Source organism: Haloarcula salina (assembly GCF_049603855.1).
GTDB classification, from domain to species: domain Archaea; phylum Halobacteriota; class Halobacteria; order Halobacteriales; family Haloarculaceae; genus Haloarcula; species Haloarcula salina_A.
Genome location: NZ_CP187148.1, coordinates 330,434 through 357,256, shown reverse-complemented (window position 1 = coordinate 357,256; position 26,823 = coordinate 330,434). Strand labels below are relative to the sequence as shown.

At 61.5% G+C, this 26,823-nt stretch carries 22 protein-coding genes; 8 read left to right on the top strand and 14 right to left on the bottom strand.

The genetic code is table 11. The features are described 5' to 3' along the window. Positions 1–17 precede the first annotated feature (17 nt). Together ACOZ4I_RS18970 and ACOZ4I_RS18965 are read right to left on the bottom strand one after the other, a co-directional pair. Positions 18–1,961, bottom strand: coding sequence for a heparinase II/III family protein (locus ACOZ4I_RS18970; RefSeq protein ID WP_424005010.1), 1,944 nt, complete (start codon positions 1,959–1,961; stop codon positions 18–20). Beyond that, positions 1,954–3,258 (bottom strand): glycosyltransferase family 4 protein, encoded by a 1,305-nt coding sequence (locus tag ACOZ4I_RS18965; RefSeq protein WP_424005008.1) that lies wholly within the window; start codon positions 3,256–3,258, stop codon positions 1,954–1,956. The genes ACOZ4I_RS18970 and ACOZ4I_RS18965 overlap by 8 nt, the downstream gene beginning before the upstream one ends. A 290-nt stretch (positions 3,259–3,548) precedes the next feature. Between ACOZ4I_RS18965 and ACOZ4I_RS18960 the strand changes: the two genes are divergently transcribed. Next, positions 3,549–4,346 carry a glycosyltransferase family 2 protein gene (locus tag ACOZ4I_RS18960; protein WP_424005006.1) on the top strand — a complete coding sequence of 266 codons (798 nt, stop codon included), beginning with the start codon at positions 3,549–3,551 and terminating at the stop codon, positions 4,344–4,346. Positions 4,347–4,360: 14 nt separating this feature from the next. Here the strand turns inward: ACOZ4I_RS18960 and ACOZ4I_RS18955 are convergent, their stop codons facing one another. Then, a complete protein-coding gene (locus ACOZ4I_RS18955; RefSeq protein ID WP_424005004.1) occupies positions 4,361–5,530 on the bottom strand; it encodes a glycosyltransferase in 1,170 nt (389 codons plus the stop codon). A 415-nt stretch (positions 5,531–5,945) separates the two neighbouring features. Here ACOZ4I_RS18955 and ACOZ4I_RS18950 point away from each other — a divergent pair, with 415 nt between their 5' ends. The 6 genes from ACOZ4I_RS18950 (at position 5,946) to ACOZ4I_RS18925 (ending at position 13,918) form a co-directional block, all read left to right on the top strand. Beyond that, on the top strand, positions 5,946–7,142 hold the full coding sequence (locus ACOZ4I_RS18950; protein WP_424005003.1) for a glycosyltransferase family 4 protein: 1,197 nt from the start codon (positions 5,946–5,948) through the stop codon (positions 7,140–7,142). Between the two features lie 224 nt (positions 7,143–7,366). Continuing rightward, the gene (locus ACOZ4I_RS18945) at positions 7,367–9,157 is read left to right on the top strand and encodes a hypothetical protein (protein ID WP_424005002.1); all 1,791 of its coding nucleotides are present in this window, start codon (positions 7,367–7,369) and stop codon (positions 9,155–9,157) included. A 60-nt stretch (positions 9,158–9,217) separates the two neighbouring features. Then, positions 9,218–10,174, top strand: a complete 957-nt coding sequence (locus ACOZ4I_RS18940; RefSeq protein ID WP_424005001.1) for a glycosyltransferase family 2 protein — start codon at positions 9,218–9,220, stop codon at positions 10,172–10,174. 265 nt (positions 10,175–10,439) lie between these two features. Further along, the gene (locus ACOZ4I_RS18935; RefSeq protein WP_424004999.1) at positions 10,440–11,597 is read left to right on the top strand and encodes a glycosyltransferase; all 1,158 of its coding nucleotides are present in this window, start codon (positions 10,440–10,442) and stop codon (positions 11,595–11,597) included. An 83-nt stretch (positions 11,598–11,680) separates the two neighbouring features. Continuing rightward, positions 11,681–12,976 (top strand): hypothetical protein, encoded by a 1,296-nt coding sequence (locus ACOZ4I_RS18930; protein ID WP_424004997.1) that lies wholly within the window; start codon positions 11,681–11,683, stop codon positions 12,974–12,976. Positions 12,977–13,072: 96 nt separating this feature from the next. Then, positions 13,073–13,918: a class I SAM-dependent methyltransferase gene (locus ACOZ4I_RS18925; RefSeq protein WP_424004996.1), complete on the top strand. Its 846-nt coding sequence runs from the start codon at positions 13,073–13,075 to the stop codon at positions 13,916–13,918. Here the strand turns inward: ACOZ4I_RS18925 and ACOZ4I_RS18920 are convergent. From ACOZ4I_RS18920 to ACOZ4I_RS18900, 5 genes are all read right to left on the bottom strand, one after another. Continuing rightward, positions 13,915–15,174: a hypothetical protein gene (locus ACOZ4I_RS18920; protein ID WP_424004995.1), complete on the bottom strand. Its 1,260-nt coding sequence runs from the start codon at positions 15,172–15,174 to the stop codon at positions 13,915–13,917. The two genes, ACOZ4I_RS18925 and ACOZ4I_RS18920, sit on opposite strands and share 4 nt — an antisense overlap. 9 nt (positions 15,175–15,183) lie before the next feature. After that, the gene (locus tag ACOZ4I_RS18915) at positions 15,184–17,391 is read right to left on the bottom strand and encodes a carbohydrate-binding domain-containing protein (RefSeq protein ID WP_424004993.1); all 2,208 of its coding nucleotides are present in this window, start codon (positions 17,389–17,391) and stop codon (positions 15,184–15,186) included. Between the two features lie 221 nt (positions 17,392–17,612). Further along, the gene (locus ACOZ4I_RS18910; RefSeq protein ID WP_424004992.1) at positions 17,613–18,125 is read right to left on the bottom strand and encodes a hypothetical protein; all 513 of its coding nucleotides are present in this window, start codon (positions 18,123–18,125) and stop codon (positions 17,613–17,615) included. A 49-nt stretch (positions 18,126–18,174) separates the two neighbouring features. After that, positions 18,175–19,683 carry a lipopolysaccharide biosynthesis protein gene (locus ACOZ4I_RS18905; RefSeq protein WP_424004990.1) on the bottom strand — a complete coding sequence of 503 codons (1,509 nt, stop codon included), beginning with the start codon at positions 19,681–19,683 and terminating at the stop codon, positions 18,175–18,177. Between the two features lie 206 nt (positions 19,684–19,889). Beyond that, positions 19,890–21,029, bottom strand: coding sequence for a Gfo/Idh/MocA family protein (locus ACOZ4I_RS18900; protein WP_424004988.1), 1,140 nt, complete (start codon positions 21,027–21,029; stop codon positions 19,890–19,892). Between the two features lie 498 nt (positions 21,030–21,527). Here ACOZ4I_RS18900 and ACOZ4I_RS18895 point away from each other — a divergent pair, with 498 nt between their 5' ends. Beyond that, complete coding sequence (locus tag ACOZ4I_RS18895; protein ID WP_424004986.1) at positions 21,528–21,716, top strand: hypothetical protein; 189 nt, start codon at positions 21,528–21,530, stop codon at positions 21,714–21,716. 105 nt (positions 21,717–21,821) lie between these two features. On the opposite strand, the gene ACOZ4I_RS18890 is transcribed toward ACOZ4I_RS18895, so the two are convergent. The 6 genes from ACOZ4I_RS18890 to ACOZ4I_RS18865 form a co-directional block, all read right to left on the bottom strand. Beyond that, positions 21,822–22,637, bottom strand: a complete 816-nt coding sequence (locus ACOZ4I_RS18890; protein ID WP_424004984.1) for a glycosyltransferase family 2 protein — start codon at positions 22,635–22,637, stop codon at positions 21,822–21,824. Positions 22,638–22,721: 84 nt separating this feature from the next. Beyond that, the gene (locus ACOZ4I_RS18885) at positions 22,722–22,997 is read right to left on the bottom strand and encodes a hypothetical protein (protein ID WP_424004982.1); all 276 of its coding nucleotides are present in this window, start codon (positions 22,995–22,997) and stop codon (positions 22,722–22,724) included. 177 nt (positions 22,998–23,174) lie between these two features. Next, positions 23,175–23,759, bottom strand: a complete 585-nt coding sequence (locus ACOZ4I_RS18880; RefSeq protein WP_424004980.1) for a metal-dependent hydrolase — start codon at positions 23,757–23,759, stop codon at positions 23,175–23,177. Beyond that, positions 23,759–24,538 (bottom strand): UTP--glucose-1-phosphate uridylyltransferase AglF, encoded by a 780-nt coding sequence (gene aglF / locus ACOZ4I_RS18875; protein ID WP_424004978.1) that lies wholly within the window; start codon positions 24,536–24,538, stop codon positions 23,759–23,761. Before aglF ends, ACOZ4I_RS18880 begins: the two co-directional genes overlap by 1 nt. Before the next feature lie 109 nt (positions 24,539–24,647). Further along, positions 24,648–24,848, bottom strand: coding sequence for a hypothetical protein (locus tag ACOZ4I_RS18870; protein WP_162414327.1), 201 nt, complete (start codon positions 24,846–24,848; stop codon positions 24,648–24,650). A gap of 1,366 nt (positions 24,849–26,214) precedes the next feature. Beyond that, positions 26,215–26,757 carry a DUF7344 domain-containing protein gene (locus ACOZ4I_RS18865; RefSeq protein WP_424004976.1) on the bottom strand — a complete coding sequence of 181 codons (543 nt, stop codon included), beginning with the start codon at positions 26,755–26,757 and terminating at the stop codon, positions 26,215–26,217. Positions 26,758–26,823: the final 66 nt, after the last annotated feature.

The following is a 26,823-nucleotide window of genomic DNA, read 5'->3' as shown; positions in this document are numbered from 1 at the left end:
ACGATTCGAAGGGTGGGTCAGTCGCCACCCGAGGGGAGCCTCCACGTCCGACCGTCGAGGGAGAGCAGGACCGTACCGTCGCCGTCGCTGGACACCGTTACGGCGTCGTAGGAGTCTCGTGACAGAAGATACCCGAAGGAGACGTCTTCGCCCCGCGAGTGTAGCGAGAGGCACGTTCGCGGGACCGAGCGCCCGAACGACGGGAAGTAGCGACTCTGCGTCCGTGAGACGCCGCTGGCATCGATCGGATGACAGTGGCCGAGCGGGGCCGAGCCCTCATCCGATCGGTGGATCTGGAGCCGAGATCGGTCCGCGTCGGGATCCGGTTCGAGGGAGACGGCGGGGTCGAAGTGGAGTCTGCTTCGAATCCGATCGGGGGCGGAGGCCGTGAGCCGATCCCAGACGAGCCACCAGTCGTCAGCGCCGTAAATTCGACGATGGTGACGGTAGCGATCGGTCCGCGAAAGACGCCGGACGTAACTCCCGTCGAAGTACGTGAGGTCCTCGTCGGTCCCGTACCGGACCGTCGGCTCGATCCGTCGCCCGAACAGGTAACTCCCGCCGAGAGGGATCGGTTCGACGTCGGCGTACTGGACGGTGTTGTGTGCGGCGACGCTACGGGCGTACTGCCGTTCACCGGTCGGAAGGTACTCGTAGACCCCCGTGTCACAGAGGACGCGCTGTCCGTCGACCCACCAGAGAACGGCGAAGTGATCGTTGTGCGAGTGCGCCGGGAGATGCGGCGGGCCGATCGCACCGCCGTCGACGAGCAGCCGGTCCGTCCCGTCGCCGATCCAGTAGTAGCCGGACGCGTCCAGTCGATTCGGATCGGAGACCATCGGTCGGTCAGACTCGGGCAGAGCGTCCTCGTCGATGCCGACGGCCCGTGCGTAGTCGAGACAGGCGTCCATCGGGAGCGCCATCCCGAATGCTGAGTCGTTGAGGAGCGGGAGACGGCCGTCAGGTGGCCGGAGCGCATCGAGGTGCCAGGTAGCAGCGGCAGCGACACGCTGGAGTGCCCTCGGAACGTCACGTCCCGTCCGTTCGAGGAGGTCACAGACCGACAGGTAGCGGGTGAGCGTGATCGCGTGGTACATCGGACTCCGTTCGAAGTGTCCCCCGTCGTCGAGGAATTGGGGCGCGGCCGTCTGGAGAACGTCGACGCCCTGCTGGAGGAACGTCGAGCCCTCTGTCTCGAAAAACAGGCCCGCGAATGCGAGCGCCGCACCGTTTTCGATGAGATGATTCCCGCCGACGTCGTGTTCGACGTGCTTCGAGAGGAACCGCGCGTTCTTGTAGATCAGCCGCTTGAGCAGTCGCGCGTGCGCCGATTCGTGATCTTCGACGGACCACGCGTAGTACCGAATCAGATGGAGGACGCGGAGGGAGACGGTGTGGGGCGTCCAGACGCGGCGAAGATAGCCCTCGCGACCGATTTCCGTGCCATCGGCGCTCACCCAGTCGTCGATCCACCCCCGGAGCGTCGACGCTACCGGAGCACACGAGTCGACAGAACCGTAGGCGAGGACCGGCCAGGCCAGAAAGGTGAAGCCGTAAAACTGGACGCCCCAGAGCGTCGACGGCGACGGGATAGTCGCACCGAGCCAGTCGACGCCGCGGGGCCCGCCGACCGCGACCGTCCGATTTCGGAACGTGACCTCGCCCGCGTCGAGACCGGCAGTCAGCGTCCGAAATCTCGACCGCGCGGACGCCGACAGACACCCGCGCAGTGTCGCGGTGTTCGCCGCGATCGGCTCGGACCGCACCGATAACGACGCCGGTATCGCCGACTCGTAGCGCGCGTCGAAGTCCAGGGGTACCGACGGCACGACGAGGTGACGGAGTTTCCGCTCGGCGATCCCCAGGAGCTGCCGGGACTCCATGTTGCGGGCGGTGTGATACAGCAGCGGAAGCCGGCTCGCGTCCGCGAACGCCCAGAGACTCGTGTCGCTCTCACTCATTCCCCGCCACCGCGCTGTCAGTCGCGTCTCCTGCAGTTGTCACACCGCCGTCGGCTAATTGTCGCAGCCGTTCGTGGAGCGTTTCGGTGATCGCCGACCGGTCGTAGCGGGACCGAACGTACGCCTGCCCGTTCTCACCGAGCCGCTCGCGGTAGCTCTCGTCGGCTAGTAGTGTGTCGAAGGCGCTCGCGATGCTCTCGACGTCGCTCTCCGCGTGGATCCCGCCGTTCGAAGAGTCGATGAACCGCTCGACCTCACCGCGCCCGGTCGTCACGACCGGAAGTCCGGCCCCCATGTACTCGTACACCTTCGTCGGCATGGCATACGCGAGTTCGTCGTCGTCGACGAGTGGAGCGATTCCGACGTCTGCCGACGCGAGCAGCGACGGGATTTCCTCGTGAGGCATCGGTCCGGCGAAGGTGACGGCGTCCGAGACATCGCTTGATTCGGCCGTTTCCCGGAGGTCTGGAACAGTGTCGCCGCCACCGACCAGACGGAGTTCCGCGTCGCCCTCCAGCTCACCCATCGCACGAATGCACGCGTCCAGGTTCTGTGCGTGACCGATGTTCCCGACGTACACGATCAGTGGCTCGTCTGGTCGATCGGCGGCGTCGGGAGCGTCAGCCGACTCGAATCGGTCGACGTCGACGCCGTTCGGGAGGAGGAACACCTTCGGAGAGAGCGCCTCTCCGTACTGCGTACAGAGGTGCTCGCCGAGCGTCTCGGTCGTGACAGCGATCGCATCCGCGGCGTGCAGGACGGTACGCTGAAACCGGCGACTGGCCCGTTCCAGGACGCCGCCCTCAGAAATGAATCCGAGCGAGACCGACGCGTCGATCCAGAGGTCGCGTACGTCGACGACCCACGGCAATCCAGAAACAGCCGTCACGAGGCCCGCGAGGCCGGTCGAAATCGGCGGCGTCGTGGTCAGGACAGCATCGTATCGACGGGTACGAATCGTTAGCCAGAGCGCCGCGTGAAGCGCAAAGGTGACGTAGTAGGCGATACGCGAAAGCGTTCCCGGATCCGCCACCGTGGGTTGCCACGCCCACAGTCGCTGGACCCTGACGTCGCCGGCAGACGTCCGGCGAGTGCGGTACCAGTCGCGATCGAACTCGCCGTGGGGAAAGCACGGCGGCGGGGCGAGTACTTCGACCGCCCAACCCTCCTCGGCGAGGTTTCGAGTGACGTCGTTCATCCGCGACGCGTGGCCGCTTTTGTCAGGAGGGTACTGCTGCGTGACGACAGCGATACGGTCCGTCCCGGTCATCGACGTGTTCTCCCCCACGGGAGGCATCGTCGCTTCAGACTCCGTTGAATCGAACGACGACCGGACCGGCCGATACGACAGGTCTCGCTGTCCCCCCCGTACTCAGTGGACGGTAGGCCGAGTTGCAGGACACCGAGCGCGTACTGGTGGGACGGCATCTGACAGTCGAACCGAATCCGACTGTGTTTGTTAGTCACTACCTATACACACGGAGGCGGTACTCGACCGGTTCCGGGAGCAGTCAGCGTGTCGCTACTCGAACGGCGTCGGTTATTCAGACACGTTAACCAAGGTGGCGCAGACGGAACGACCTGAAAATGGTCGATCTCTCGATCATCATCCCGACACTGGACCCCGACAGGGAGTTCGGATGGGAGGGGAAGATAGCAGCGGCAGACGTCGAGGCGGAACTGCTCGTCTGTACCGAGGGGAGCGCATCTGCGGCGAGAAACGAGGGGATTCGTGAGGCCGAAGCGGAGAAACTGGTCTTTCTCGACGACGACTCCGTGCCACAGGGGGAGTACTTCGACCGCGTCGCGGAACTGCTAGACGAGTATCCGGCTGTCACGGGTCCGATTCGAGACACCGGCGCACCGGTGACACGGGGGCTCTCTACGCAGTACGACCAGGGGTCCGTCGGACACCCGACGGAGACGGTGGTGGGATGCAACATGGCGGTTCGGCGCGAGGTCATCGCCGACGTGGGACCGTTCGACGAACGGCTCCCGTACGGCCACGAGGAGACCGAGCTGACCGACAGGATCTGTGAGTCGTACACGGTGTGGTACGATCCCGAACTGACTGTCGAGCACCCGTTCGCCGAATCGATCTCAGACTACCTCGAAAAACAGTACCGACACGGCAAAGAGTCGATACCGTACTACCAGATTCGGGGCACCGACGTCCACAAACAGATGGCGAAGTTCATCTTCGTGCCGAGCTACTACGTCAGTTCGACCGTTCGGAAGAGTATGCTGTCCGCAGTCGGCCAGGTCGTCAGCAACGTGGGGATGTTACGAGGGTACGTACAGTACGAGTTGGGGAACACTCGGCCCATCGGCCGGGGATCATCGGAGTCCGATACCGCGACCGCCGACCGGGACAGCGTACCGTAGTTGCGCGCCAGCCGTCACGACGAAGTGACCGGCTCGGATCGCCTGTCGACACTGCCAGTGGTCTCGACCGAAACGTAGTTGCGGATGAATGCTTCGTACTGATCGATCACGGCGTCCGGTGCAAAATCGTTCGCGCGCTGGATCAACACGTCACTCGGAAGCGGGTCGTCGAGCGTCTCCTGGATGGCTGAAGCGAGCCCCTCGTCGTCGTCGACCGCCACGAGCGGGCCGTACTCCCCGTTTTCCAGAATTTCCGACGGGCCGCTGGGACAATCGGTCGAGACGACTGGACAACCACAGGCGAGAGCCTCGATGAGAACGGTCGGCAGCCCCTCGTGGATCGACGACATCGTGAGAACGTCCGCACCAGCCATGTAACCGTAAGGATTGTCGACGAAACCGGGGAACGAAACCGCGTCTTTGATGCCCAATTCGGCCGCCAGTTCCTCGAGTTCGTCTCGCTTGGACCCGCGACCGACGATGATCGCTCGCGTGTCCGGTCGCGCCGCCTGGACACGCTCGAACGCGCGGAGGAACGAGCCGTAGTTCTTCGCCCGCTCCAGTCGCCCGACGCCGAGGACGACGTCGAGATCGTCGGATTCGATCCAGGGGTGATCGACCGACTCCTCGGCCCGGTCCCGAACCTCGTCGACGGGGATCGGATTGTGGAGGACGGAGACCTTCTCGCGGTCGACACCGACGTACTCCACGACGCTCTGGGCGACACCTTCGGAAACGGCGACGAACTGATCAGACCGCCCGGCGAGGCGGCGCTGAAGCCACTGGACGAGTTTCTCCTTCGATTCTTCCTGCATCCCGAGCGTGTTGTGGATCGTGGAAATTGCGACGGTGTCAGTCCCGGCAACGAGCTGTGTAAAGAGGTGGATGACGTTGGCGTACGTCATCTGAGAGAACAGCATCGCGGGCTCGCGTCGTCTGAGATAGCGTGCGAACTGCGGAACGCTAGCTCCGATCCCCAGCACCGGAACCTCCGGGGTCTCGAGATCGACGAGCGTTACGTCATCAGCTACCTCCTCGCGAAACGCGCCTCGGTTGTACGACACGAGCAGGTCAACGTCGTACCCCCGCTCGGCGAGCCCGTTCGCAACGGATACAGTCACGCGCTCGGCGCCACCGACCGTCAGCGACGGGACGTAAAACGCGATCGGCCCAGATTTTACCATCAGTTCATCCCACGACGTGGACGGGTTTGTTTATAGTGTCCCTACGGGAGCAGACCACTGGTAGTGAGTGGACGTCCCCGAGCGCGTGTGGTCCTCGAAGGGGTTTCGAACATGGATGACGACTCCATCGGCCAGCGGAGTCTCACAGCGTGAGGAGTGGACGTTGGAACGTGACGAGGGAATAGCCGCCGTAATCTGCTGATAGTGGGCCGAGGTATACAAATATATACAACGAATACACAGGGAGTCAGGGACTGCGCGAACCGACATTGCCTGATAAGTACTCGTTTGCTGACGATCGGCAGGCGGGGTCTGGTGGACGGACAGGGGTGCTCACCGACGGTATAGAAAGGTACTACTCGAAAAATACGACTATTAACTAAACCCGTCTATCGGTAAGACTCGGCCGACACAAATGCGTATTCTCCGGGTCGCTCAGGACATCTTCCCTGAAACTGTCGGCGGAGCACCGTACCACATACACGCCCTTAGCCGCGATCAGGCGGCGAACGGTCACGACGTGACAGTTCTGACCGTCGCGGACGAGCTGAACGAGCGAGAGACTGTCGAACGAGACGGGTACACGCTGGTCAGACAGCCACCGAAACTCGAACTCCTCGGCAATCAGCTGTTCACTGATACGATCGGCTATCTGCGAGACGCAGACGATTACGACATCGTCCACGCCCACTCGCACCTGTTCTTCTCGAGCAACGTGGCGGCGGGATACTGCCGCTACACCGATACGCCGCTTGCGGTTACCTGCCACGGACTCAACTCTCAGCGGGGACCGTTCTGGTTCTCTCGTGCCCACCTGCGAACGCTGGGCAAGTGGACGTACGATTCTGCGGACGTGACGTTCTGCTACACCGACGTGGAACAATCGCGGCTGCGAGAACTCGGCGTCGACGCCGACATCGCGGTCGTGAACAACGGCATCGACACCGAGCGGTTCTCGCCCGCCGGTCCGCAACACGCTGAAATCGCAGCGGCAGACGGACCGGCAATCGTCTTCGTCGGTCGACTGGTCGACGGGAAACGCCCACAGGACGCACTCGCGGCGTTCGAGACAGTGCGCGAGCGGTGCCCCGACGCGAAACTGTTCTTCTGTGGTGACGGACCGCTTCGAGATCGGCTCGAAGCCACCGTCTCCGAAGAGGGCCTGAGCGAGTCGGTCCGCTTCCTCGGTCGAGTCCCGTACAGCGACATGCCGACCGTGTTCAGGGCGGCCGATCTGTTCGTCCTCCCGAGCCGAACTGAGGGGTTCCCGCGAACGGTCCTGGAAGCGCTGGCGTGTGAAACACCGGTCGTCTCGAGCAACCTCGAACAGACCGCGAAGATCGTCGACCAGACGGGGAAGACGGTCGAAGTCGGCGACGTTTCGGGGCTCGCAGACGCGATCTCGAGCCTCGTAACCGATCGGCAGTTGCTGGCCGACCTCGGGAACCACGGTCGTGATATCGTCACGACGAGGTACGACTGGCGCGACACCGTCCGTGAAACCACGCGAGTGCTCGGACAGATCGCCGAGATCAGCGATCCGGCCACGAAAGAGCGCAAAGAGCAGTCCAGCAGTTTGCCCATCGCACAGGACGAACTAGACGTGAAATGATGGGACGCGGAACGACGGTCGGATCACCGGCCCGCGTGTTCGTCCCCGTCAGCGACGCCCCAGAGCACGGCTTCGGATGGACTCACCGGACCGATCGGTCGCCGCGTGAGGGCCAGTTCCGCTCGGCGTTAACGAGTGATTACTTAATAGCGAAAGAGCAGAATCGAGAGCAAGACCTGGGCCAGGTAGCGGTTCCGGGAGTCGGCGGTTTACAGGGATAAGATATGGGTTACGAGACAGATCTTGAACGGGGGCTGTTCGACAGCTACGAGTTTGCGAACCGTGACCTCCAGGAGTACCTGGTCATCATACTCGCCGGGTTCCTCGTGCTCGAGAGCGGGATATTCCTCACCATCCAGCCGGTGACGGGCTACGAGACCTCGCTCGTGAACGCGCTTCCGCAGTCCTTCTGGTTCCTCTTTTACGCCGTCCTGGCCGGCGGGATCCTGACACTGATCGCCGCTGCAGTCACCGGCTCTGGATACTGGCGACACGGGATCGCAATCGTCATCGCAAACTACTCGCTGTACTTCTTCCTCCCGAAAGCTCGTGGCTATCGGTTTTACGGGCAAGGGACGGCCGACGCCTTACGTCACTTCGGCGACGTGAGAGCGATCATTGACACGGGGTCGCTGCCCGGGATCTGGTACCCCGGTGAGCACGTTCTGATGGCGGAGATGACGATGCTTGGGGTCCCACTGATCGCGATTCCCTACGTCACCGCTCTGCTGTTCACTGTGCTACAGATCGTCGGTATCGGGGTCCTCGTTCGGACGATCTCGGGGAAACGAGGGAGTCTGGCGGCTGGGCTAGCGGCCGGGAGCCCCCTGGTGTACACCACGTTCCACCTGTCGAATCACCCCGCGATGAACTCGTTCATGCTGATTCCGGCGTTGCTAGCGCTGGCGGAACTGTACCGCCGGAGCAACGACAACGAGTACCTCATCCTCTTTCTCCTCATCGGCATCTTCGTCATCTACTCGCACCCGATGACGACGCTGTTCATGGTCGGACTGCTGTTGCTTACTGCGGTCTACTCGGGCGTCTTCGGACGGCTGTCGACGGCACCAATCAGGCAGTTGAGCCCGCGGATCGGCGTGGCGTTTCTCCCGCTGTTGTTCGCCTGGCTGACGAACTTCGGCCAGACGCGGCAAGCGATCGCGAAAGTCGCGGCCACGCAGAACGACGCGACCCCCGCGGCGAGGGAGTTACAGAAGGCAGGATCGGTCGAGTTCACCGTTCCGCAGCTCGTCAACAAGTTCATCACACTGTACGGGTCGACGACGATTTACTTCGCTATCGCCGGGCTGTTTACCCTGCTGACCCTGTACTGGTTCCTCTGGCGCGGTCCACGGTACGACTGGGGGCTCGGAACGAGCCACTTCGTCGCCGGACTCGTCATCGCCGCGACGTTCCTGCTCGGGAACCTCATCGTCAAAGGAATCATCCGTGCGAACAGGTATTCGCTCCTGTTCTCCGCGGTCCTCGTGGCCCTGGCGCTCGTCTACTGTGCCAGCAATCGGTACTCGACAGTCACGGTCGCACTGACGGCCCTCGTGTTACTGAGCGCGGGACTCGCGGCCGGCGCTGCGTACGAGCCGAACAATCACATGACGTACGCCGAGTACGACGGGACCCAGTTCATGGCGACCCACGACGACCCGGGCGTACCGATTCACTCGATGGACACGTCACACAAGATGGAAGCGTTCGTCCTCGGCCGGAACCACCCGCAGTACTATCCGATGAGCTTCAGTCTGAACAACAACCTCCCGCGGAACCTCGGGTACTACAGCGAAGACATCACAGCCGCGGACACGTACGGACGGAGCTACGTCGTGACGAAGACGCACGACACCGAACAGCACACTGCCTCGTACTACACGGCAGAACAGCAGGAGTACCTCTTCAGGTACGGCGAGGAGAGTCTCGCCCGGATCGACAACGACCCGACGGCAAACAAGGTGTACACGAACGGCGGGTTCACCGGCTGGTCCGTGTCGCCGGAGAACTGATCAACGGGGCATAGTGAGGCACTAACTTTACTCAGGTATCGAGAAGCTATGGGCACCTTGATGTCGAAACCGCTAGTGAGCGTCGTGATCCCGACATACAAACGGCCGGACAAGCTCCGGCGCGCGACGCGCAGCGTCGCAGACCAGACGTACCCGAACATCGAACTCATCGTCGTCGACGATCACTCGCCCCAGCCTGCAGCCGATACGCTCGCGACCGAGTCTTTCGACGACCTGGATCTCGTCTGTCTTCGCCACGAGGAGAACCGCGGTGCGAATCAGGCCCGAAACACCGGGATACGTAAAGCAGAGGGAGAGTACATCGCACTGCTCGACGACGACGACGACTGGCGACCGGAGAAGATCAGTCGACAGGTCGAAGTGTTCGAGAACTCGGACGACGAGGTCGGGGTGGTGTACACCGGCTGTGAGTACGATTACGGCGACTACACGCGGGACGTGATCTTCACCTGTGAGGGCGACGTGACCGAGGACCTTCTCGTGGGGAAATCGTTCGGAGAGTTTTCGACGCTCATGGTCCGCACCGACGTCGTCTTCGAAGCGGGCTTGCCGGACGAGCGGTTCCCGAGCTGGCAGGACCGGGAGTGGCTGATCAGACTGTCACAGCACACCGAATTCCGCGTCATCCGCGAGCTACTGACGCGGCGGCACTGTCCAGAGGGCGAAGAGCGGATCAGCAACAACTACACGGAGAAGCGAGACGTGTCGTTCCCGCTGCTGGTCGAGAAACACCGGGACCTCGCGAAGAGTCACGGGCGCAAGTACGAGCGGGCGTTTCTCGCCTCGCTGCTGTTCATTCTCGGCCAGGAAGCGCTCCGAAACCGGTTCTACGGCGACGCCAGAAAGCAGTTGCTCAAGTCGGTCTACTACTACCCGTTCCACACTGACCGACTCGTCTACGCGCTGGTCGCGCTCGGCGGGCGACTAAGCTACGAGCCCGCGCGCCTGGCGGTCCGGACGCTGCACGCAATCAGCAACGGGACGGTAACCGAGTGAGCGTTCGGCTCCGAGGAACGACGCCGCCCACCAGACATATCGGAAGTATGCGCCGATTAGGAGTTGGTTTACTATGCCGTTCGCTGGTCTGTCCCCCAGACAGCATGGAAGTCGACGGACGGCGACGTGGAACGCGACGATCACGAGACGGACGACAATCGAAAAACCGGAAACGGAAGCGCGGTCATCGTACACTCGAAGCAATAACGAACCAAGCCATTCGTTCCGATACGGCCGAAGAGACGCCGCCGAGGGGTGACTGACCGTGACGACGCTCTGGTACTTCATCGGTGCCCTCGTCGTCGGGGGAGCCGAACGCACGCTGATCGACCTGGCGAACGAGGTCGACCACGACGAGTACGACGTGACCATCTGGACGATCTTCTCGACGAATCCGCTCGCGTCGGAACTCTCCGACGACGTGACCGTCAGGAGCCTCACGGATGCCGGACGCCTCGAAAACGGGGTGATCGCCGGCGTCGAGACACCGCTCGCGTTCGTCCTCGCTCCGATACGATTCTGGCTCGCCGTCCGACGCGAGGATCCCGACATCATCCAGTCGTTTCTCTTTTACGGCAACGTGATCTCGCGAATCGCCGGCCTCCTCTGTTCCGCGACCGTGATCACCGGCGTCAGGTCGGTTCCTGACTCCGATCCGCTCGCACGCCGACTCCTCGACCGGCTGACGATGTCGCTCTCGGACGGAATCGTCTCCAATTCCACGGCCGGTCGCGAGTTCGTCATCGATCGCGGTGCAGACCGCGACGACGTGTCGGTCGTGTACAACGGCCGCGACATCGAGACGTACCGGACGGCAGAGCCCGCGGCGGTGCGCGAGGAACTGGATCTGCCGGCCGAAGCGACCGTCGTCGGGACCGTCGGCCGACTACTGGAGCGGAAGGGGCACTACGACCTGCTCGACGCCTGGCCCGAAATCGCCGCGGAAATCCCGGACGCCCATCTCGTCTTCGTCGGTGACGGACCGGAACGGTCGGGGCTCGAACGACGCGCAAAGGAGATCGGCTGTGCCGAAACGGTCCACTTCCTCGGCACCAGACAGGACGTCCCGGAGCTGTTGAACGCGATGGATCTGTTCGTCTTCCCTTCGCACTTCGAGGGGCTCCCCGGTGCGGTCATCGAGGCGATGGCCGCCGGGCTCCCGATCGTCGCGACGCCGGTCGACGGCAACAGCGACCTCATCGACGGCTATCGATCGGGGCTCTTCGTCGACGTAGAGTCGTCCCCGCAGATCGCGTGGGCGACGATTCGACTGCTGCAGAACCCGGACCTCGCCGAGTCGCTGGGATCGACCGCCGCAGCGCGAGCAGCCCGCGAGTTCACGATCGCATCGATGGTCGATGGGTTCGAGTCGGTGTACCGTCGCGTCCACGAGCCAGGAGTCGAAGGGTCCGTTTACGGCTAGCGATTCGCGAGCCGTCGTGGCGACGAGCATTCCTGAAAGAGTAGCGACAGTATATTTTACTAGGCCTGTGCGGAGTACAGTGTATGGCCGAGGACACTTCGAATCACGGGTACCAGCGCCCGGATCGCGGGGCCCAGGACTGGCACGTCCCGCTCAACGAGAACTTCGCTCGCATCGACACGGACGTCGAAATCAAAGACGCCGCCGAGAACCGGAGCGACTACGAACCCAAAGAGGGCGCGAAGTTCCTCGCCACGGATACGAGACGGATCTTTCTGGGGGATGGAGACCAGTGGCTCGAGTTCGGGAGCGCGGCAGGTCGCGAAACGGTCGTCTCGCTGGGTGACGGGAGCGCCACAGCGACCCGGACGAGCGACGGGACGATCATCGCTCGCCCCGGCCAGCTGCAGGCCGCTATCGACGCCGCCACCACGGGGTCCGAGTTCGGGCAACAACCGACACAGACTGTTCGGATGGTGTCCGGGGAGACGTACGAGATACAGGATACCGTCCGAGTGAGACGCGGCGTCCGGCTCGAATGCAACGGTGCGAAGGTGGTTCCGTCGGGTGACTTCGACGTGTTCGAACTCGTCCGAGACACGCAGCTCGTCGACCCGTTCGTCGACACGCGGGACATGGGCTGGAGTTCGACGCAGATCGTCATCGGTCCAGAGGACGCACAGAAGCTGGACACGGCCAATCGAGCCTGGGTGAAAGACGCGTATCTCCTCGCTGACTCCGGGAGTGGAATCGGGATCCAGTTCCGCGGCGGTTCGAAACCGTGTTCGATGCAGGTCGCGACCGGGACGCTGAATGGATTCGACCGAGCACTCGACTTCTACGCCACCGGAGAGAACACCAGCGGGCAAGGGAGCTGGACGAACGGCAACCAGTTCTGGGGCCGAATTCAGGACTTCCGCATCGGCATCAGTATGCGCTCGGAGGGGGCGGCGGTGAGCGGAAACACGGTTCGCGTCCAGGCCCAGACCAACGAGAACGTGAGCGAGTGGCTCTGGAAGATGGACCGCGATCCGAGAGAACAGCGAAACGACAACAGATACGTGATGAACGGCAACACCGTCGTTGCACACCCCTGGGACGTCTCTGGATATCAGGCCAGCAACGAGTACTACTCGGACGGTGATCGTGACCCGCCGATCTGGCTGATCGGTCGCGGCAAGCGGTACGGCAACTCCCTGGTTGACCTCAGCGGCGTCCGCGGGAACCAGTATCTGGTCAACAACTCGGACAACCCGATGCGAAACGGCATCTTCACCGCACACGGTGGGTTCGTCGTCGGAACCTCGCAGTTCGAGATGAATCCGGCCTACCAGCAAAACGACAGCCGAGTCTGGCACCACGAGTCCCGGAACTCGTAGCTCGCCCCCACTCCGCCGAAATGTGAGAGCGAGAACCGCGGACCGCTATGTAAGTAGAGAGCGTGTTCTCATGTCCGCCCACCGAGATTCGCTTGCATGGCTATTGGGGGACTCCTCCACGACGTCACGACTCGATCGGTCCTGACGGGCCTCAGAAATCCCGACGAGCTGTATCACTTTCTGCGGTCGGTTCGGTTCCGGCGTTCGGACCCGACGGGACGAGCAAGACGGCTACAGGACGCGTTCCGAGAGCGGTCCTGTCGGTCGGCGCTGGCAAACCTCCTCGGGACGAGTGGCCGGGAGATCCAGGAGTATTTCGACGAGTTCGAGTCTGACGTCAAACCTCACGTCGAGTCCTGCCGACGCGTGTTCGACGACAAGCCGTTCGCAATCGGCGGCATCGAAGTGGAAGCGCCCGTCCTCTACGCAGCGCTCAGGACGGCGCGCCCCGAGTCAGTCGTCGAAATCGGGGTCGCCAACGGCGTCTCCTCGTATTACGCCCTGGCCGCGCTGGAGCGGAACGAAAATGGCGGGACCCTCACGAGTATCGACCGCCCGAAGTACGAAGACGACCACACCGGGGAGTGGGAGGACTCTGCGGGAGCCTGGATTCCGACGGGGCGAGACGTCGGATGGATCGTTCCAGCGGAGTATCGCCACCGCTGGGAGATGCAACTCGGGAACATGAATGACCTGCTCCCGGTGGAACTCGACGACCGTGAGGTCGATGCGTTCGTCTACGACGGTCCGAAGCGGTACTCAGTTCGGAAACGGGCGTTCGAGAGGGTCGCCGCCGGCGTGGACGGGTGTCTGTACTTCTGTGACGACATCGCCTGGAACGTCTCCTTCGAGCGGTTCGCGATGGAGAATGCGCTCCGGTGGGACACCTACGGAAACGCCGGCGTCGCCGTTGGCCGCGAAAGCTACGCGACGCGTCGTTAGTTGATAGAGCCCTCGTGCCACATCCGACTGTCGCTGTTTGGCTGGTACGACGGGGGATGCGAGAACTGGCTCGTCCCGGTAACTTTGCCACCGTGGTAGGTGAAGATGCCGTTGCGGTCGGGGTAGTCCGAGTTGTTGACGATGAACTGGTTACCCAGCGTTCCGGACAGATCGACCATCGAATTGGCGTAGTTCTTCCCTTTGCCGAGGTACCAGATCGGCGCGCGTCGGTCACCGCCGTCGTTGTAGTCGTTGTTCTCCATGAACAGGGCCGTGTCCCACGGGTACACCAGCATGGTGTTGCTACCTTTCACGTAGGAGTTGTCGCCCCGCTGGCTCTCCGAGCGCGGGTCGTCTTCCATGTACCAGAGCCACTCGCTCACGTCGTCGCTTGGCTGGACCATGAGCCGGAAGACGTTACCCGAGACTTCCGCGCCCTCGGACCGGTGGTTCACGCCGATGCGGAAGTCGGTGAGCGTGCCGTAGAACCGGTTGCCGTTGGACCAGTCGCCCTGCCCGCTGGTGTCGCTCCCGTTCGCGTAGCAGTCGATACCGATGTCGAATCCGGAGATGCTCCCGGACGCGACCTGCATCGAACACGGATGGGAGCCGCCGAGGAACTGAAGGCCGATCCCTTCGCCCTTGTCTCCGAGGAGATACGCGTTCTCGACGGTCGCGCGGTTCGCCGGCTCGATCTTCGACGCGTCGCTCGCGCCGACAACGACCTGAGCGGAGTTCCAGGAGACGGGACGGGTGTCGATGAACGGATCGATCAGCTGGGTCCCGCGGTACATCTCGACGACGTTGAAGTCACCGTCGGGGACGATGCGAGCGCCGTTGCACTCGAGGCGAACGTTCCGTCGGAGCTTGATAGTGTCCGAGGGGAAGTAGTTCTCACCGGAGACGAGTTTCACCGTCCGGCTCGGACCCTGGGCCCACGTGTGTGAGTTCGAGGCCTGGTCGATGACGGACTGGACCTCGCCCGGCGGGGCGATGAGTGAGCCGTCGTCCGCCTCTGAGACGGATGAGTCGCTCGCGCTGAGGCTTCCGATCCGGTTCCAGTTGCTTCCGTCACCGATGTAGACGGTTCCCGTGTCGGTGGCGAGGAACTTCGCGCCTGCCTTCGGTTCGTACTGGCCGAGGTTCGACTCGGCGTCGCGGAGTTCGACGTGCGTATCGAGCTTGTCGAAGTTTTCGTTGAGCGGGACGTGCCAATCGAGTGTACCCTCTGCGGGCGTGGTGTATCGTTCTGCCATTGTTCTGTGTTACTGGGTACCCCCGTACCCACCCATTCCGTATCCCTGTTCGCCGAAGTCGTCCTCGGTGGAGCCGGAATCCGTCGCCGTTTCGGTCGGCGTTTCCGTCTCCGTCGGCGTCGCCGTCGCTGTCTCGGTCGGAGTGGCCGTCTCCGTTTCAGTCGGAGTGGCCGTCTCCGTTTCAGTCGGAGTGGCCGTCTCCGTCTCGGTCGAGCCCGATTCGAGGAGTTCGAACCAGTTGAAGTCGATGCCCGAGCCGACTGCCTTCACCTGAATGGTGTGTTCGCCGCCGGACGAGACAGTCACGTCACGGAGCGTCGCGGTCTGCCAGGCGGTCCAGTCGCCCGTGGTCGGAACGTCGATGGTCCCGACCGTTGTGCCGTCGAGCGCGATATCGAGCTGTCGACCGCTTCGCGGGGTCGCGACGCGGACGTTGAGGTCGTACGTGCCGGCCGGAATTTCGGCGGTGTACTGGAGCCACTCACCGTCCTGGAAGTACCCGACGTTGTACCCGCCGGAGACGTCCTGCGTCTCTCGAATGTCGACGTCGTCGTCGCGGTAGGTCGTGTCGTACTCGTTGCCCGCCGACGTGTCGTGGTACGCGACGCCTTCCCCGCCCAGGTCGTAGTCTTCCGCCTGGATACGGCCGGGGAGCGTCGGGAGATTGGAAGACGCCGTTTCGACTTCCTTGAACTCGACGTAGTTGAAGTCGATGCCGGAACCGATCGCTTCGACACGGAGCACGTGTTCGCCGTCGGCGTCGATCGACACGTCTTCGACGACGGCCAGTTCCCACGTCGTCCAGCCGCCCGTGTTGGGAACGTCGACCGTCGCCAGTTCCTGTCCGTCCAGAGAGAACCGGAGCTGTCGGTCCGAACGAGTCGTTGCGACCCGGACGCCCAGATCGTACGTTCCCGGCGAGACGTCGGCAGTGTATTCCAGCCACTCGCCGTCCTGGAAGTACCCGACGTTGTAGGTCCCCGAGGTGTCCTGCGTCTCTCGAATGTCGACGTCGCCGTCGCGGTAGGTCGTATCGTACTCGTTGCCCGCCGACGTGTCGTGGTACGCGGTTCCCTCGCCGCCGAGGTCGTAGTTCTCGGCCTCGATGCGGCCGGGGATCGTCACCGGCGTGCCGCCGTGGGGTCCCTGCGTATCGAGGGCCTCGAAATCGATCCAGTTGAGCTCGATCCCGGAGTCGAGCGCTTCGACTCGGAGTGCCGATTGCCCGTCCTGGTCGAGAGAGACCTCCGAGAGCGTGACCGTCTCCCAGGTCGTCCAGTCGCCGGTGTTGGGCACCTCGACTGTTCCGAGCGTCTGGTCGCCGAGCGTCAGTTGCAGTCTGCCGCCGGAGAACGGCGACGAGACGCGCAGGCTGACGTCGTAGGTGCCGGCCACCACGTCGGTCGTGTACTCTAGCCACTCGCCGTCCTGGAAGTACCCGATGTTGTAGCTCCCGGACTCGTCGCCGGTCTTGCGGATGTCGACGTCAGTGTCACGGACGGTCAGCCCGTAGACGTTCCCGCTCGAGGTGTCGTGATAGCCCATGCCCTCGCCACCGACGTCGAAGTTCTGAGCCTGGATGCGCCCAGGAATCGACGACACGGTCCCCTCGTACGGAGACTGTGATTGCGTGGTGGTGTACTCCGTAGAGAGATTCAGGTCGTACGCGCCGCCGCCTCGACTCAGGTCCAGTACCTGTACGTAGTGCGTACCGGCGGTCGAGATAGATTCCGGGAGATAGACCGGAACGTTCGGTCGAGCGTAGGCCTGCGAGACGAGTTCACCGTCGGGGTCGAAGAAACCGAGCGCGGTGAGGCCAGCGTCACCGGCCGACTTGTACGAGATGGTCAGATCCGTCGCGTCGCGTGCCTCGAAAGCGAACAGATCTGATGACCCGGCCGTGAGTGTCTTCGAAAGCGGAGCGTCGAAACCGATCGTCCGTACGGATCGTGCCACCGAACCGAGTTCGGCGATCTCCGTAACGTCTGTTGCGGCCACCTGTTCGGTGACCGCTGGGCTGCCGCCATAGCCGAAACCAGTCGCCGTTTCACCGGCAGTAGGACCACCATTACCGGCACAGCCGGCGAGCGAAGTCGCGGCAAGACCCGCGAGTTTCAGGCAGGTACGGCGGTTAATAGGGACTTTCGACGTGGATCGGTCGGCGCCCTGCAACGATTCATCAGTTGTATGCGAGCGATTCTGTTCTGTGTTCGTCACAGTGCGGTAGTTCCTGGTTACTCTTTTAAGGGTTGTTCCCTGGTGGTTTCCCTTGGAGTTTCACAGAATCCGATTAGAGATTGTTGCATACCAAATTTTTTCGAAATGATGACAGAGAATTCGTTCTCGGGAGCGGTATAATGAGTTATTACCGTCAGACGCGGGCTGTAGTAGGAGTCGATTACACCCGTTGTCGGGACCGAGTTACGGCCCTCCGAGGTTCACTCCCCAGTCGGATCTTCGACGCCGACGCGACAGCGCCGTTGGAGGGAAGACTTCTCGTCCGACAAACAGGAGAGCGAAACGAGCGTGTTGTCATCCAGTAACGAAGTCTGGAACGTGGCGTGATCCCCGATATCCATCCCGCTGTACAGGACCCGTGACGTCTCGTACTCCACTGGCTCTCCGTCTGCCGGCCGACCGAGACTCGACTCGTGGTGCGAGACGGTCACCCGGAATCGGAGTTCGCGGTACTGGGTCCGCAGCTCTGTCGCCGCTTCGGTGGGGACCGTCCCCGGCGACTCCGCCAGAAGGTCCTCGTGATTCGAGGCAACCGACGTGCCGTTCGCATCGACAGCAGCGAGTTCATGCTGCTCGGCTCCCCCCTCGGGAACCGCCAGGAGACGTTTGGCGACGATCTGGCCCTGGTTGACCTGCAAGAGCAACTGCAGTAGCTTCTCGACCGACGGCACCGATACGAGCGCGCTACTCGTCAGGAACGTCCGTCGTTTCATCGTCTCACCTCGGCCCGTACACGTCGCATGTTGTGAGTTGTCATTGATGTCATCCTGCGAGAGTATCAACGATCGATTCGAGGTTCTGCTTCACTTCCCAGTCGAAACTGACCATGAACGTGATCGAGAGGACGGCATAGGTGATGATACCGACGAGTACCAGCATGGCGAACTCGGCGATCGGTACGTTGAGATCCACGGTGTGATACACGTACGTCACCGCAGCACCCATCCCGAGGCTCGCGACGAGCGGATACCCGATCTCCCGGAGGATCTCTCGCGGTGATGAATCGATCGTCCTGGCTATCAGGTAAATGTCGATCGGCATCATCGGGAAGATGTACACACCCGTGATGAGCGCAGCCGTCCCCTCGATACCGTAGTTCATCGTAACCGGATAGATGAATATCGCGATCAGCAAGACACGAAGGGCCGAAAGTTTCGCGATGTAATCCGGGCGGCCGATCGCTTTCCAGATCGGACCCATCGTCGCACCCATCGACCGTAGCAGCCCGTACACGGCCAGCAGTTGCATGACGCGGATCATCGGCCGCCACTCCGGCGTGAAGAACGCCTCGACGAAGGCTGGTGCCACCGCGGCGATACCGACAGCCGCGGGGAACGAGGCGAACGTCGTCATTCGGAGCGTCTGCAGATAGCCGGCACGGAGTTTCTCGGTGTTGTCCTGTACCTTCGAATACGCCGAAAACGTGACGCTCGAAATCGTGTGCGTGATCTCGGTCGCCGGCGCGTTCGACAGCCGGTAGGCGAGCTGGTAGAACCCGAGTGCGCTCGCCATGAGCGCCCACCCGACGAAGGCGTCGTCACCCTGACTGTACAGGAAGTAGAGGATAGAGTTGGCAGTGATCCACTTGCCGAACCCGAGACGGCGCCGTGCGATATCGACCTCGAAGGCCGGCCACGGACGGAAGCCGTCAGCGAGGTACGAGACGGCGAATCGAGTCAGGTCGCCCGCGATGTATCCGACCGCGAGCGCGTAGACGCTCGGGTCGTACAGCGCGTATCCGACAGTGACGATGAAGTACGCAGCCGCACCACTCACCCTGTAGACGAACTCCTTGTGGAAGTCGAGGCTCTTTTTGAAGTAGACGACGGCCGGGTTCTGGAGCCCAACGACCAGCGGCGAGAGCGCGATGATCCTGACGACGCCCGTCGCCGCCGGTTCGGCGAACAGCGACGAGATGTACGGTGCGCCGACGAACAACAGCGCGGCGATCACCACCCCGCGAACCGTCTCGATCGTCCACGCAGTGTTGAGTTCCTCGTCGACGTTGTCCTCCTCTGCCTGGATCAGGGCGTCTTTGACCCCGAGTTCCGAGAACTTCTTCAGCGAAGAGAGAATCAACAGTGCGATCCCCATCAGACCGAAGGCACGAGGCGACAGCAGCGAGGCGACGATGACCAGAAGCAGGAGTTCCAGGCCGCGCTCGGTGACGTTCATCACGCCCACCCAAACGCCGCTTTTCACCGCCTGCTCCATGACGTCGTCGCCGTACGGAAGCAGCCGTCGCAGTAGTCCTTTCAGTTTGTCTATCATAGTCTCGACCACAACTCCTCGTGGCGCGTCCAGCGGAGCCGATAAACGTGGGTTACCGAGGTACGCCCACGCTTCGCTCCCGTTACACACCCTTCCCGTACAGTACTCACGTTGGTAGAGCGTTCGGGTACTATCTGTTTGTTATGCTCGCTGTAACGTCGGTGTCGACGGGAGACGATCCGGCGCAATCGACAGGCCACGGTCGATCACTGCCCACTGGCGCTGAGTAGTTCGCCGTTCTCGACCATTGCTTCGAGTGGGTTGTCGGTGATCTCGAGCGGGAAGTCGACTCTCCCACACCGACGTGCGGACTCCCAGCACCCGAAGATCAGTTCGGTCGCCTGGAGGGCGTTGTCTGCCGAGAGTTCCGGCTCTCGCCCCGTGTCGAGAGCGTCGACCACATCCGCGATCGCCCGGTCGACGAAGGTCTCGGGACGAGCGGTTTCTGTGGACACACCCGGAAGTCGCGCCGAGAGTTTCTGTTTGGCGGCGTCGAAGATCGATTCGCTCGGGCCGTGGACGTCTTCGCCACCGGTGTTGACAGTCCGCCACTTCCCACCGGACTGGATACGAAGCGGCGCCTCCGAGCCACCGATTTCGATGACGCCGTCGTCCCCGAGGAGTCGCATTTGACAGTCGACGATTCCGCCGTCACCCGTCGAAGCGAGGCCGTTTACGCCGTTCGTGTACTGCCACTGCGCGATGGCCTGGTTCTCGTTGTGCGCGCCGAACTGCACGTTCTCCTCGCTGTACTCGATGCCGGCCATCACCCACTTCGCTACGGCCTGGTCGGTGAAGAACCCACAGAGGTCGAACAGGTGCGATCCGTAATCGAACAGATTCTTCCCGCCGAGTTCGATGCGGTCGAGCGACCCGATAGCACCTCCGTCGAGGCGCTTCTTGGCCTGTCGGAACGGTTTCCCGAACCGACGCTGGTGGTTGAACGTGAGCTGGATGCCGGCGCGCTTGCAGGTCGAAGCCATTCGCTGACAGTCCGCCCACGTCGTCGCCATGGGCTTCTCGCAGTGAATAGCGTCCATCACACCGGTTTCCGCACAAGAGATGACGACGTCCGCGTGGACGTGCGGGGGAACACAGACGCTCACGATGTCTGGCTCGATCGCTTCGAGCATCTTCACCGAATCCGTGTAGATATTGTCGTCCGGGATGTCCCACCGGTCAGCGAACTGTCGAGCGTTCTCCGGGATGATGTCGGCACAGGCGGTGAGCGAACACGAGTCGAGTCGACTGTAAGCGCCGGCATGTCTGTAGGCCATCGCGAATCCGTCAGTGTCCGGGTCGTCGGGGTTTGCACCGGTCCCGACGACTGCGACAGTGTAAGTCATCGATGGATGTGGGGCGAGGGGCCCCAATAGTAGTAACCTCGTACTGTCAAACGAACGGAGGACCACTGGGCGGTCCCGTCCAGCCAAGTCGAGCCCAGCAGTCGAGCGAGGGCGCCGTCTCTCGAATCGAAGTGCCGGTAAATCCGAGCCCGACGCGTCCGCCGAAAGTCAGGATATTAAACGGCTGCTAACTGTCGGTGGCTGCGAAAAGTGCAGACTGAACGGCCGGGGTATGGATCGAACTGGCGTACAATAGTCCCACAGAATCGTCCAGTTCGACGCAAAATCACGATGGGACGGTCAGAATCGGCCGCCAGAGCGTGAGAACGGCAACGAAGGAGGGTTGGTTCGGTCGTCTCTGTCAACCGGGTGGGAGTATGCCACAACTACTAAACCCATCTTCCGACGGAGTACATACGAAATGGTACCCCGCTGTCGTCTCGGTGTTTCGCGTGAGATTGTCGGACAGGTCGACGTCAGTCACCCAAGCTACCGATAATGTCCGACGAGTCGACTCCCTCCGAGGAACCTCCGACAACCGAGGACTCGAAGCGAACGACACGGCGAACCGTGCTGTATCTCATCCTCACCGCTCTCTCGTTCGTTATCGCCCTCCTATTCGAGCGGGAGCTATTCTATCGCGGCTACGGTGAAGGCGGGTACGGAGACGAGGACTACGGCGGCTAAACGATGGGTTTCCCTGGGCTTCAACAGTGGTTTCCCTTTCGTGGTCCTGGTCGAAGCATCCATCCATCCTCCCTGCGACCGCACGAAAGTACTGCTCAGAGTCGACTATTCCTGAATCAGTTCCGGTTTCGGATCGGTTTCGACTTCGATCTCCGGGGGCCGGTTCGGCACCCGACTCGGTCGCTGTGAGCCATCGAGGAGTCCTTTGATCCGACCTGCCGCCCTCGCAATCGTCCCGCCGGCCTGTGTGACGGTTGCCATCGGTGTCCTTCGCACGTAATTGAGCGGATCGGACGCGTCACAGAGAGTACACAGGACTTGCTCTCGGAGCGGAATGTCTCGTTTCGACCAGTAGTAGGGCGACTTCTGTTCGAGTTTGTACTGCTTCCGCCAGTAGTCGGTGATCGAATCCGCGTAGGGGTGTTCGACCACGAGGTCGGGGTCGTAACGGATATCGAACTCCTCGATGACCCGGTACGCGAGCTCTTTTTCCTCGTGACCCCACCCCATCTGTTCGTCCCAGCCGCCGACCGTCTCGAATACCGTCCGGTGAACACCCATGTTACAACCCCAGAAGTGCTTGACGTAACAGGGCTCGTCTCCCCAGTCGTAGTGATTGGTGAAGTGCCGAGAGAAGAGATCGTCGAACGGATGAACGGTTCGGCCGGCATAGGCCGCCTCCGTCTCGAGAACGTCACGGGCACGTTCGAGATATCCCGGCTGCGGACGGGAGTCGTCGTCAAGGAAGACGAGTTTGTCCGTCGTCGCTCGTTTGATGCCCGCGTTTCGAGCCGCAGTCACGGGGCTTTCGTCACAGACGATAACTTCGTAGTCGTCGAACGCGTGATGATCGAGGACCTGTATCGCTTCGATCTCACAGCGAGACTTCAGCGTCGCAATAATAACACTGACGGAAACCATTTGAGAGCCTTGTATGTTCCAGTTCTCAGGAGTTGGGTATTAGTATACTCTGCTTGGTACAGGTAAGGATCGTATTCGTCTGGGTCACGCCGGCATGGAAGCGATGACGGACTGTACCCACGAGACCATCGCGTAGATGAACACGACGAACCCGCCCATCGAGAGCCACCGGAGACGCCTGTGGTTTGTCGGTCGATCCCCGTCGGGGTTACTGAACTCGACGGCCAGCAGGAATCCCCCGTACCCGAGTAGGTAAAACAGCAGCGGGCTCCCGAGACCGAAGAATACCATCCCGCCCACCGTCAGAGCGAGCCACGCGACGAAGAACAGCACGAAATGTTTGACCCATGCAGCACTCATACTCCATCCATCTCGACTATAGGGTTTTGTTATGCCACTACTATAGTAGCCATTGAAGCTCAGCGCATACCCGATCACACAACTGTGGCTCGATCGATGTGTAAGCCGTTTCAATTGATGCGAAGATATCGCTTGCCGGGCAGGCGTGACCGCGAAAACCGGGGGTCAGGTCCGTCGTCACCGAGGCAGCCATCTGGTGGGCAGTCGTTTACTGACCATATTCCAGCCCGGGGCCCCGTCCGCGAGCCAGAGTGACAGCGCTGCCGAGAGGAGAAGGAACTCGAAGAGGACGAACCACACCGTCCGCGGATCGGCGAGCAAGGCCTGATATTGTCCGAAGTAATGGCGCACGTTGGCGAGAAATCCGCCGTACGAACTGGTCTGTTTCGGCGCGATCGGCCAGAGAAACACCCGATACGCCGGCGCACTCCCGGACGTGATCGTTCCATACACCGCGTCCTGTGGAAGGTGGAGGAGATAACCGACTCCGAAGGCGGTTCCGAATTCTGTCCGCCCAAGATGTCGCCCTACCAAGAGTACCACCACCGTCAGCGGAACGGCCACGAAGATCGAGTGGGCGACCGAGACGCCGGACGGTAATACGTGAAAGAGCCAGCTCCCGGGTTTGTCGACGAGGTCGGGGAACAGTGCGCCGAACAGGAGCGCGTAACCCTCGACGGCGTTCGGAGGCCGCCGACGGCTCGCTCGGACAGCCACCGAGTAGCAGATGTAGCTGACCGAGAAGTGCTCCCACGGCCACATCAATCGTTACTTGGCGACGTAGGCTCGGTCGGTAGTTGTTTCCCGCCGTCGGGTGTCGGGGTCGGTTTCTCGTCCTGAAGGCGACGTTCGGCGGCATCACGGTCTTCAGGATAGCCGACGTCAATGCGCCAGCCGTCGAGTCGAACCGCGTCGATGGTTCGACCGCTTTCCATCAGCAGGTCGATCGCGTCGCTGAGTTCGTACTCGCCGCGGTCGGACGGTTGAACGAGGTTACACGCCTCGAAGATCGCCGGAGACAGCGTATAGAATCCAGTCATGACGAGATTGGACGGCGGATCGTCGGGCTTCTCGACGACGTTGACGATCTCGCCATACTTGTTCGTCACGCAGACGCCGTACCGCGACGCCTCCGATTCGGGGACTTCCTCCACGAGGAACGCGCAGTCGACCCGCTGCTCCTGCTGTCGTTGCACGACGGTATCGAGGTTCCCCCGGAAGACGTTGTCCCCGAGCATCAGCATGAAGTCGTCGTCGATCTCCGACTCTGCCTGTAACAGCGCGTCGGCAAGTCCGTCGGGTTCGTCCTGCTCAACGTAGGTTATCGGAACCCCGTCGAAGTTGTCACCGTAGTGGTCGATGATCTGATCTTTCTGGTAACCGACCACGATAACGAGCTCTTCCGCGTCGAGAGATACGAGTTCCTCGAGACAGTGCGTCAGGAGCGGAGACCCATCGATTTCGACGAGTGCTTTCGGAATCTCATCGGTCAGCGGACGGAGGCGTGTTCCCTTGCCAGCCGCGAGAACTACTGCTTTCATCGTGTGCAGGAAACCCCCAGTACACCCATTGTAATGGTGCTACTAATGCCAGATCGTACCGTGTTATTCGTTCAGACCCGACACTGCTGAAACGGTACTCGTTCGGGAACTACCGTCGAAGATCACACAGCGAGTCGGAGTGAATGACGATGAACTCCTCCTCGCCGAGCTGGGACTCGTGCTCCGGCAGGAATATCAGCTGGGAATCGGTAGACGACCTGACGACCGTGAGTTCCTCCATCTCGTAGCCGAGATCTGCCTCCCAGTCGGGATCTGTCGGCATCTCTTCCCACTCCTCTGTCGTCATCATGCCGAGAACACTCCAGCGCTGGAGGACCGCGGACCATTTCGGGAGGCTATGCGCGCACGCATGTCATCAGATCGGAGGGCTGTAGTCGATAAGACCATATTAAGTGACTCTTTATCCATTCTATTCACCTGTCCAATATCAGGCATATGATCGAAAGGAGTAATTACTGTATTAAAGCTTCTGCCCGAGAGGGTTCCCTTACCATTTGAATGGTCCAAATATACTTACCACTTACCTAGCGGAGCGATGGGCCCTGATATATCTACAATCGGTCACGAGCTTGTCGGTAAGAACGAATTACTACAAGGCTGCACACCGCCAATCCGAGATTCAGCCGTGGCACGCGTGTCCCACGATCGTCGTTTCGAGGAGGGCGTAGGACCTCAGCACGAGTAGAGCGATGCCACAGGAAGCGATAGGAGAGAGAACACAGCGGAAGAACCGACTCTGACAGTGACGGTAGTGCAAAACTCGGAAACAGGATCGAAATCACCACTTCACGACTGGTAAGCTCCGATGTGGGGAAATAACACGACTATAACAATACAGACCCCCATCTATTATGGAAATGGAGAGGGCAGTTACCCGACACCCACAACACACCGGCCCAATCCTTACCACCCCCCTCAGGGACGCTCGTGCCCTGTAACAGTCGCTGTCGACTCGGACGCTCTCTCCACGTCAGCGGGTGTGTCGGATCGGTAACCCGATCCACCCGCGTTCTACCGACACTCCGCTCTTGAGTCGATACTGATCGGGAGTGCGAGAGTTCCGATGAATAGAGGCGAGGTCTGGATGCAGAATCCGTTTTGAAGTGCCACTATCCAACTCCACACGGGGATGACAATCGGGAGTAAGAGGCGTCTGGCTATCGGACGGCTCAACAATTTCCCCAACGCGCGCACGGGGGAGAGACAAGATCTGGATCTCGCACGGGCGGAGGTGTCGTCCCAGAGTCAGGTAGACAATCAGCTCTGTGTCCTCCGATCGTGTCCACACACCGATCACCCGGAGCGATACCTCTGGAGCCACTGAAAATCAGTTGCATCTCCGATCGCACGACGGCGGAACGATCCGTGAAGATCTCGTTTCGAAAGTTACGATAGACGCCTGGGGGACACACCAACGTCGAGAACACGCCGACTACTCAAAATATGAACTCAATTACTAAACCGACGTAAGGGGACATGTGGGTGTATGCCGGAGCATATCTCTGACAGCGAAATGGAACGAATCGCAGAGTTCGCGACCACTCCGATGTACAAACGGTCGCCGGATCAGTTGCTCCCCGACGGAGCAACTGACGACGACGAGTAACGCATCCCTCAGGGGGGTGTCGTCTTTTCGTTTCTCCATTGCCAACAGCCTACGGCTCACCGATCTCGAACGAGCTGTCGTTTCCACCTCGCCACCGATAGATGCCGTGGACGATCGAGAGGAGCAGAAACGAAGAGATGACGATCGTTCCCAGGGCGATCGGAGTGAGCGCGGTAAACGGCGGGATTCCCGCGACCACGCCAATCAACAGGAGTGCGTTGACCAGCGCGACGGCACCGTAGTACCGAAACCACTCGACGTCGTCGTCACCGTTACTGATGAACGGTTCGACCTCGGGTGCGTCCTCGCGAAGCGAGATCTCGCCGGTATCAGCGTCGTACGTTATTAGACCGGCCTCCTGTAGCTTCGGAGCGTGCGTCTGATACAGCGAAACGTACACTCGTTTTCGCGCCTGCGAAGAGAGTTCGTCCACCGTCGTGTCGTTCTCCCACGCGGCCAATTCCTCAGCCAGGTCGGTCAACTGGACCGGCTGGTCCTGTTGGCGGAGATAGTACAGCGTATACCGCCGCCTCGAACTACTGAGGATATCGAACATCTCGTCGCGCGATAGCTCTGTGTCTTCCTCTACCATCGGTTCGCTCATGACCTCGGTTGCTGCGTTGGTTTGTGTTCAGGCCGCGAAATGGGCATATATACA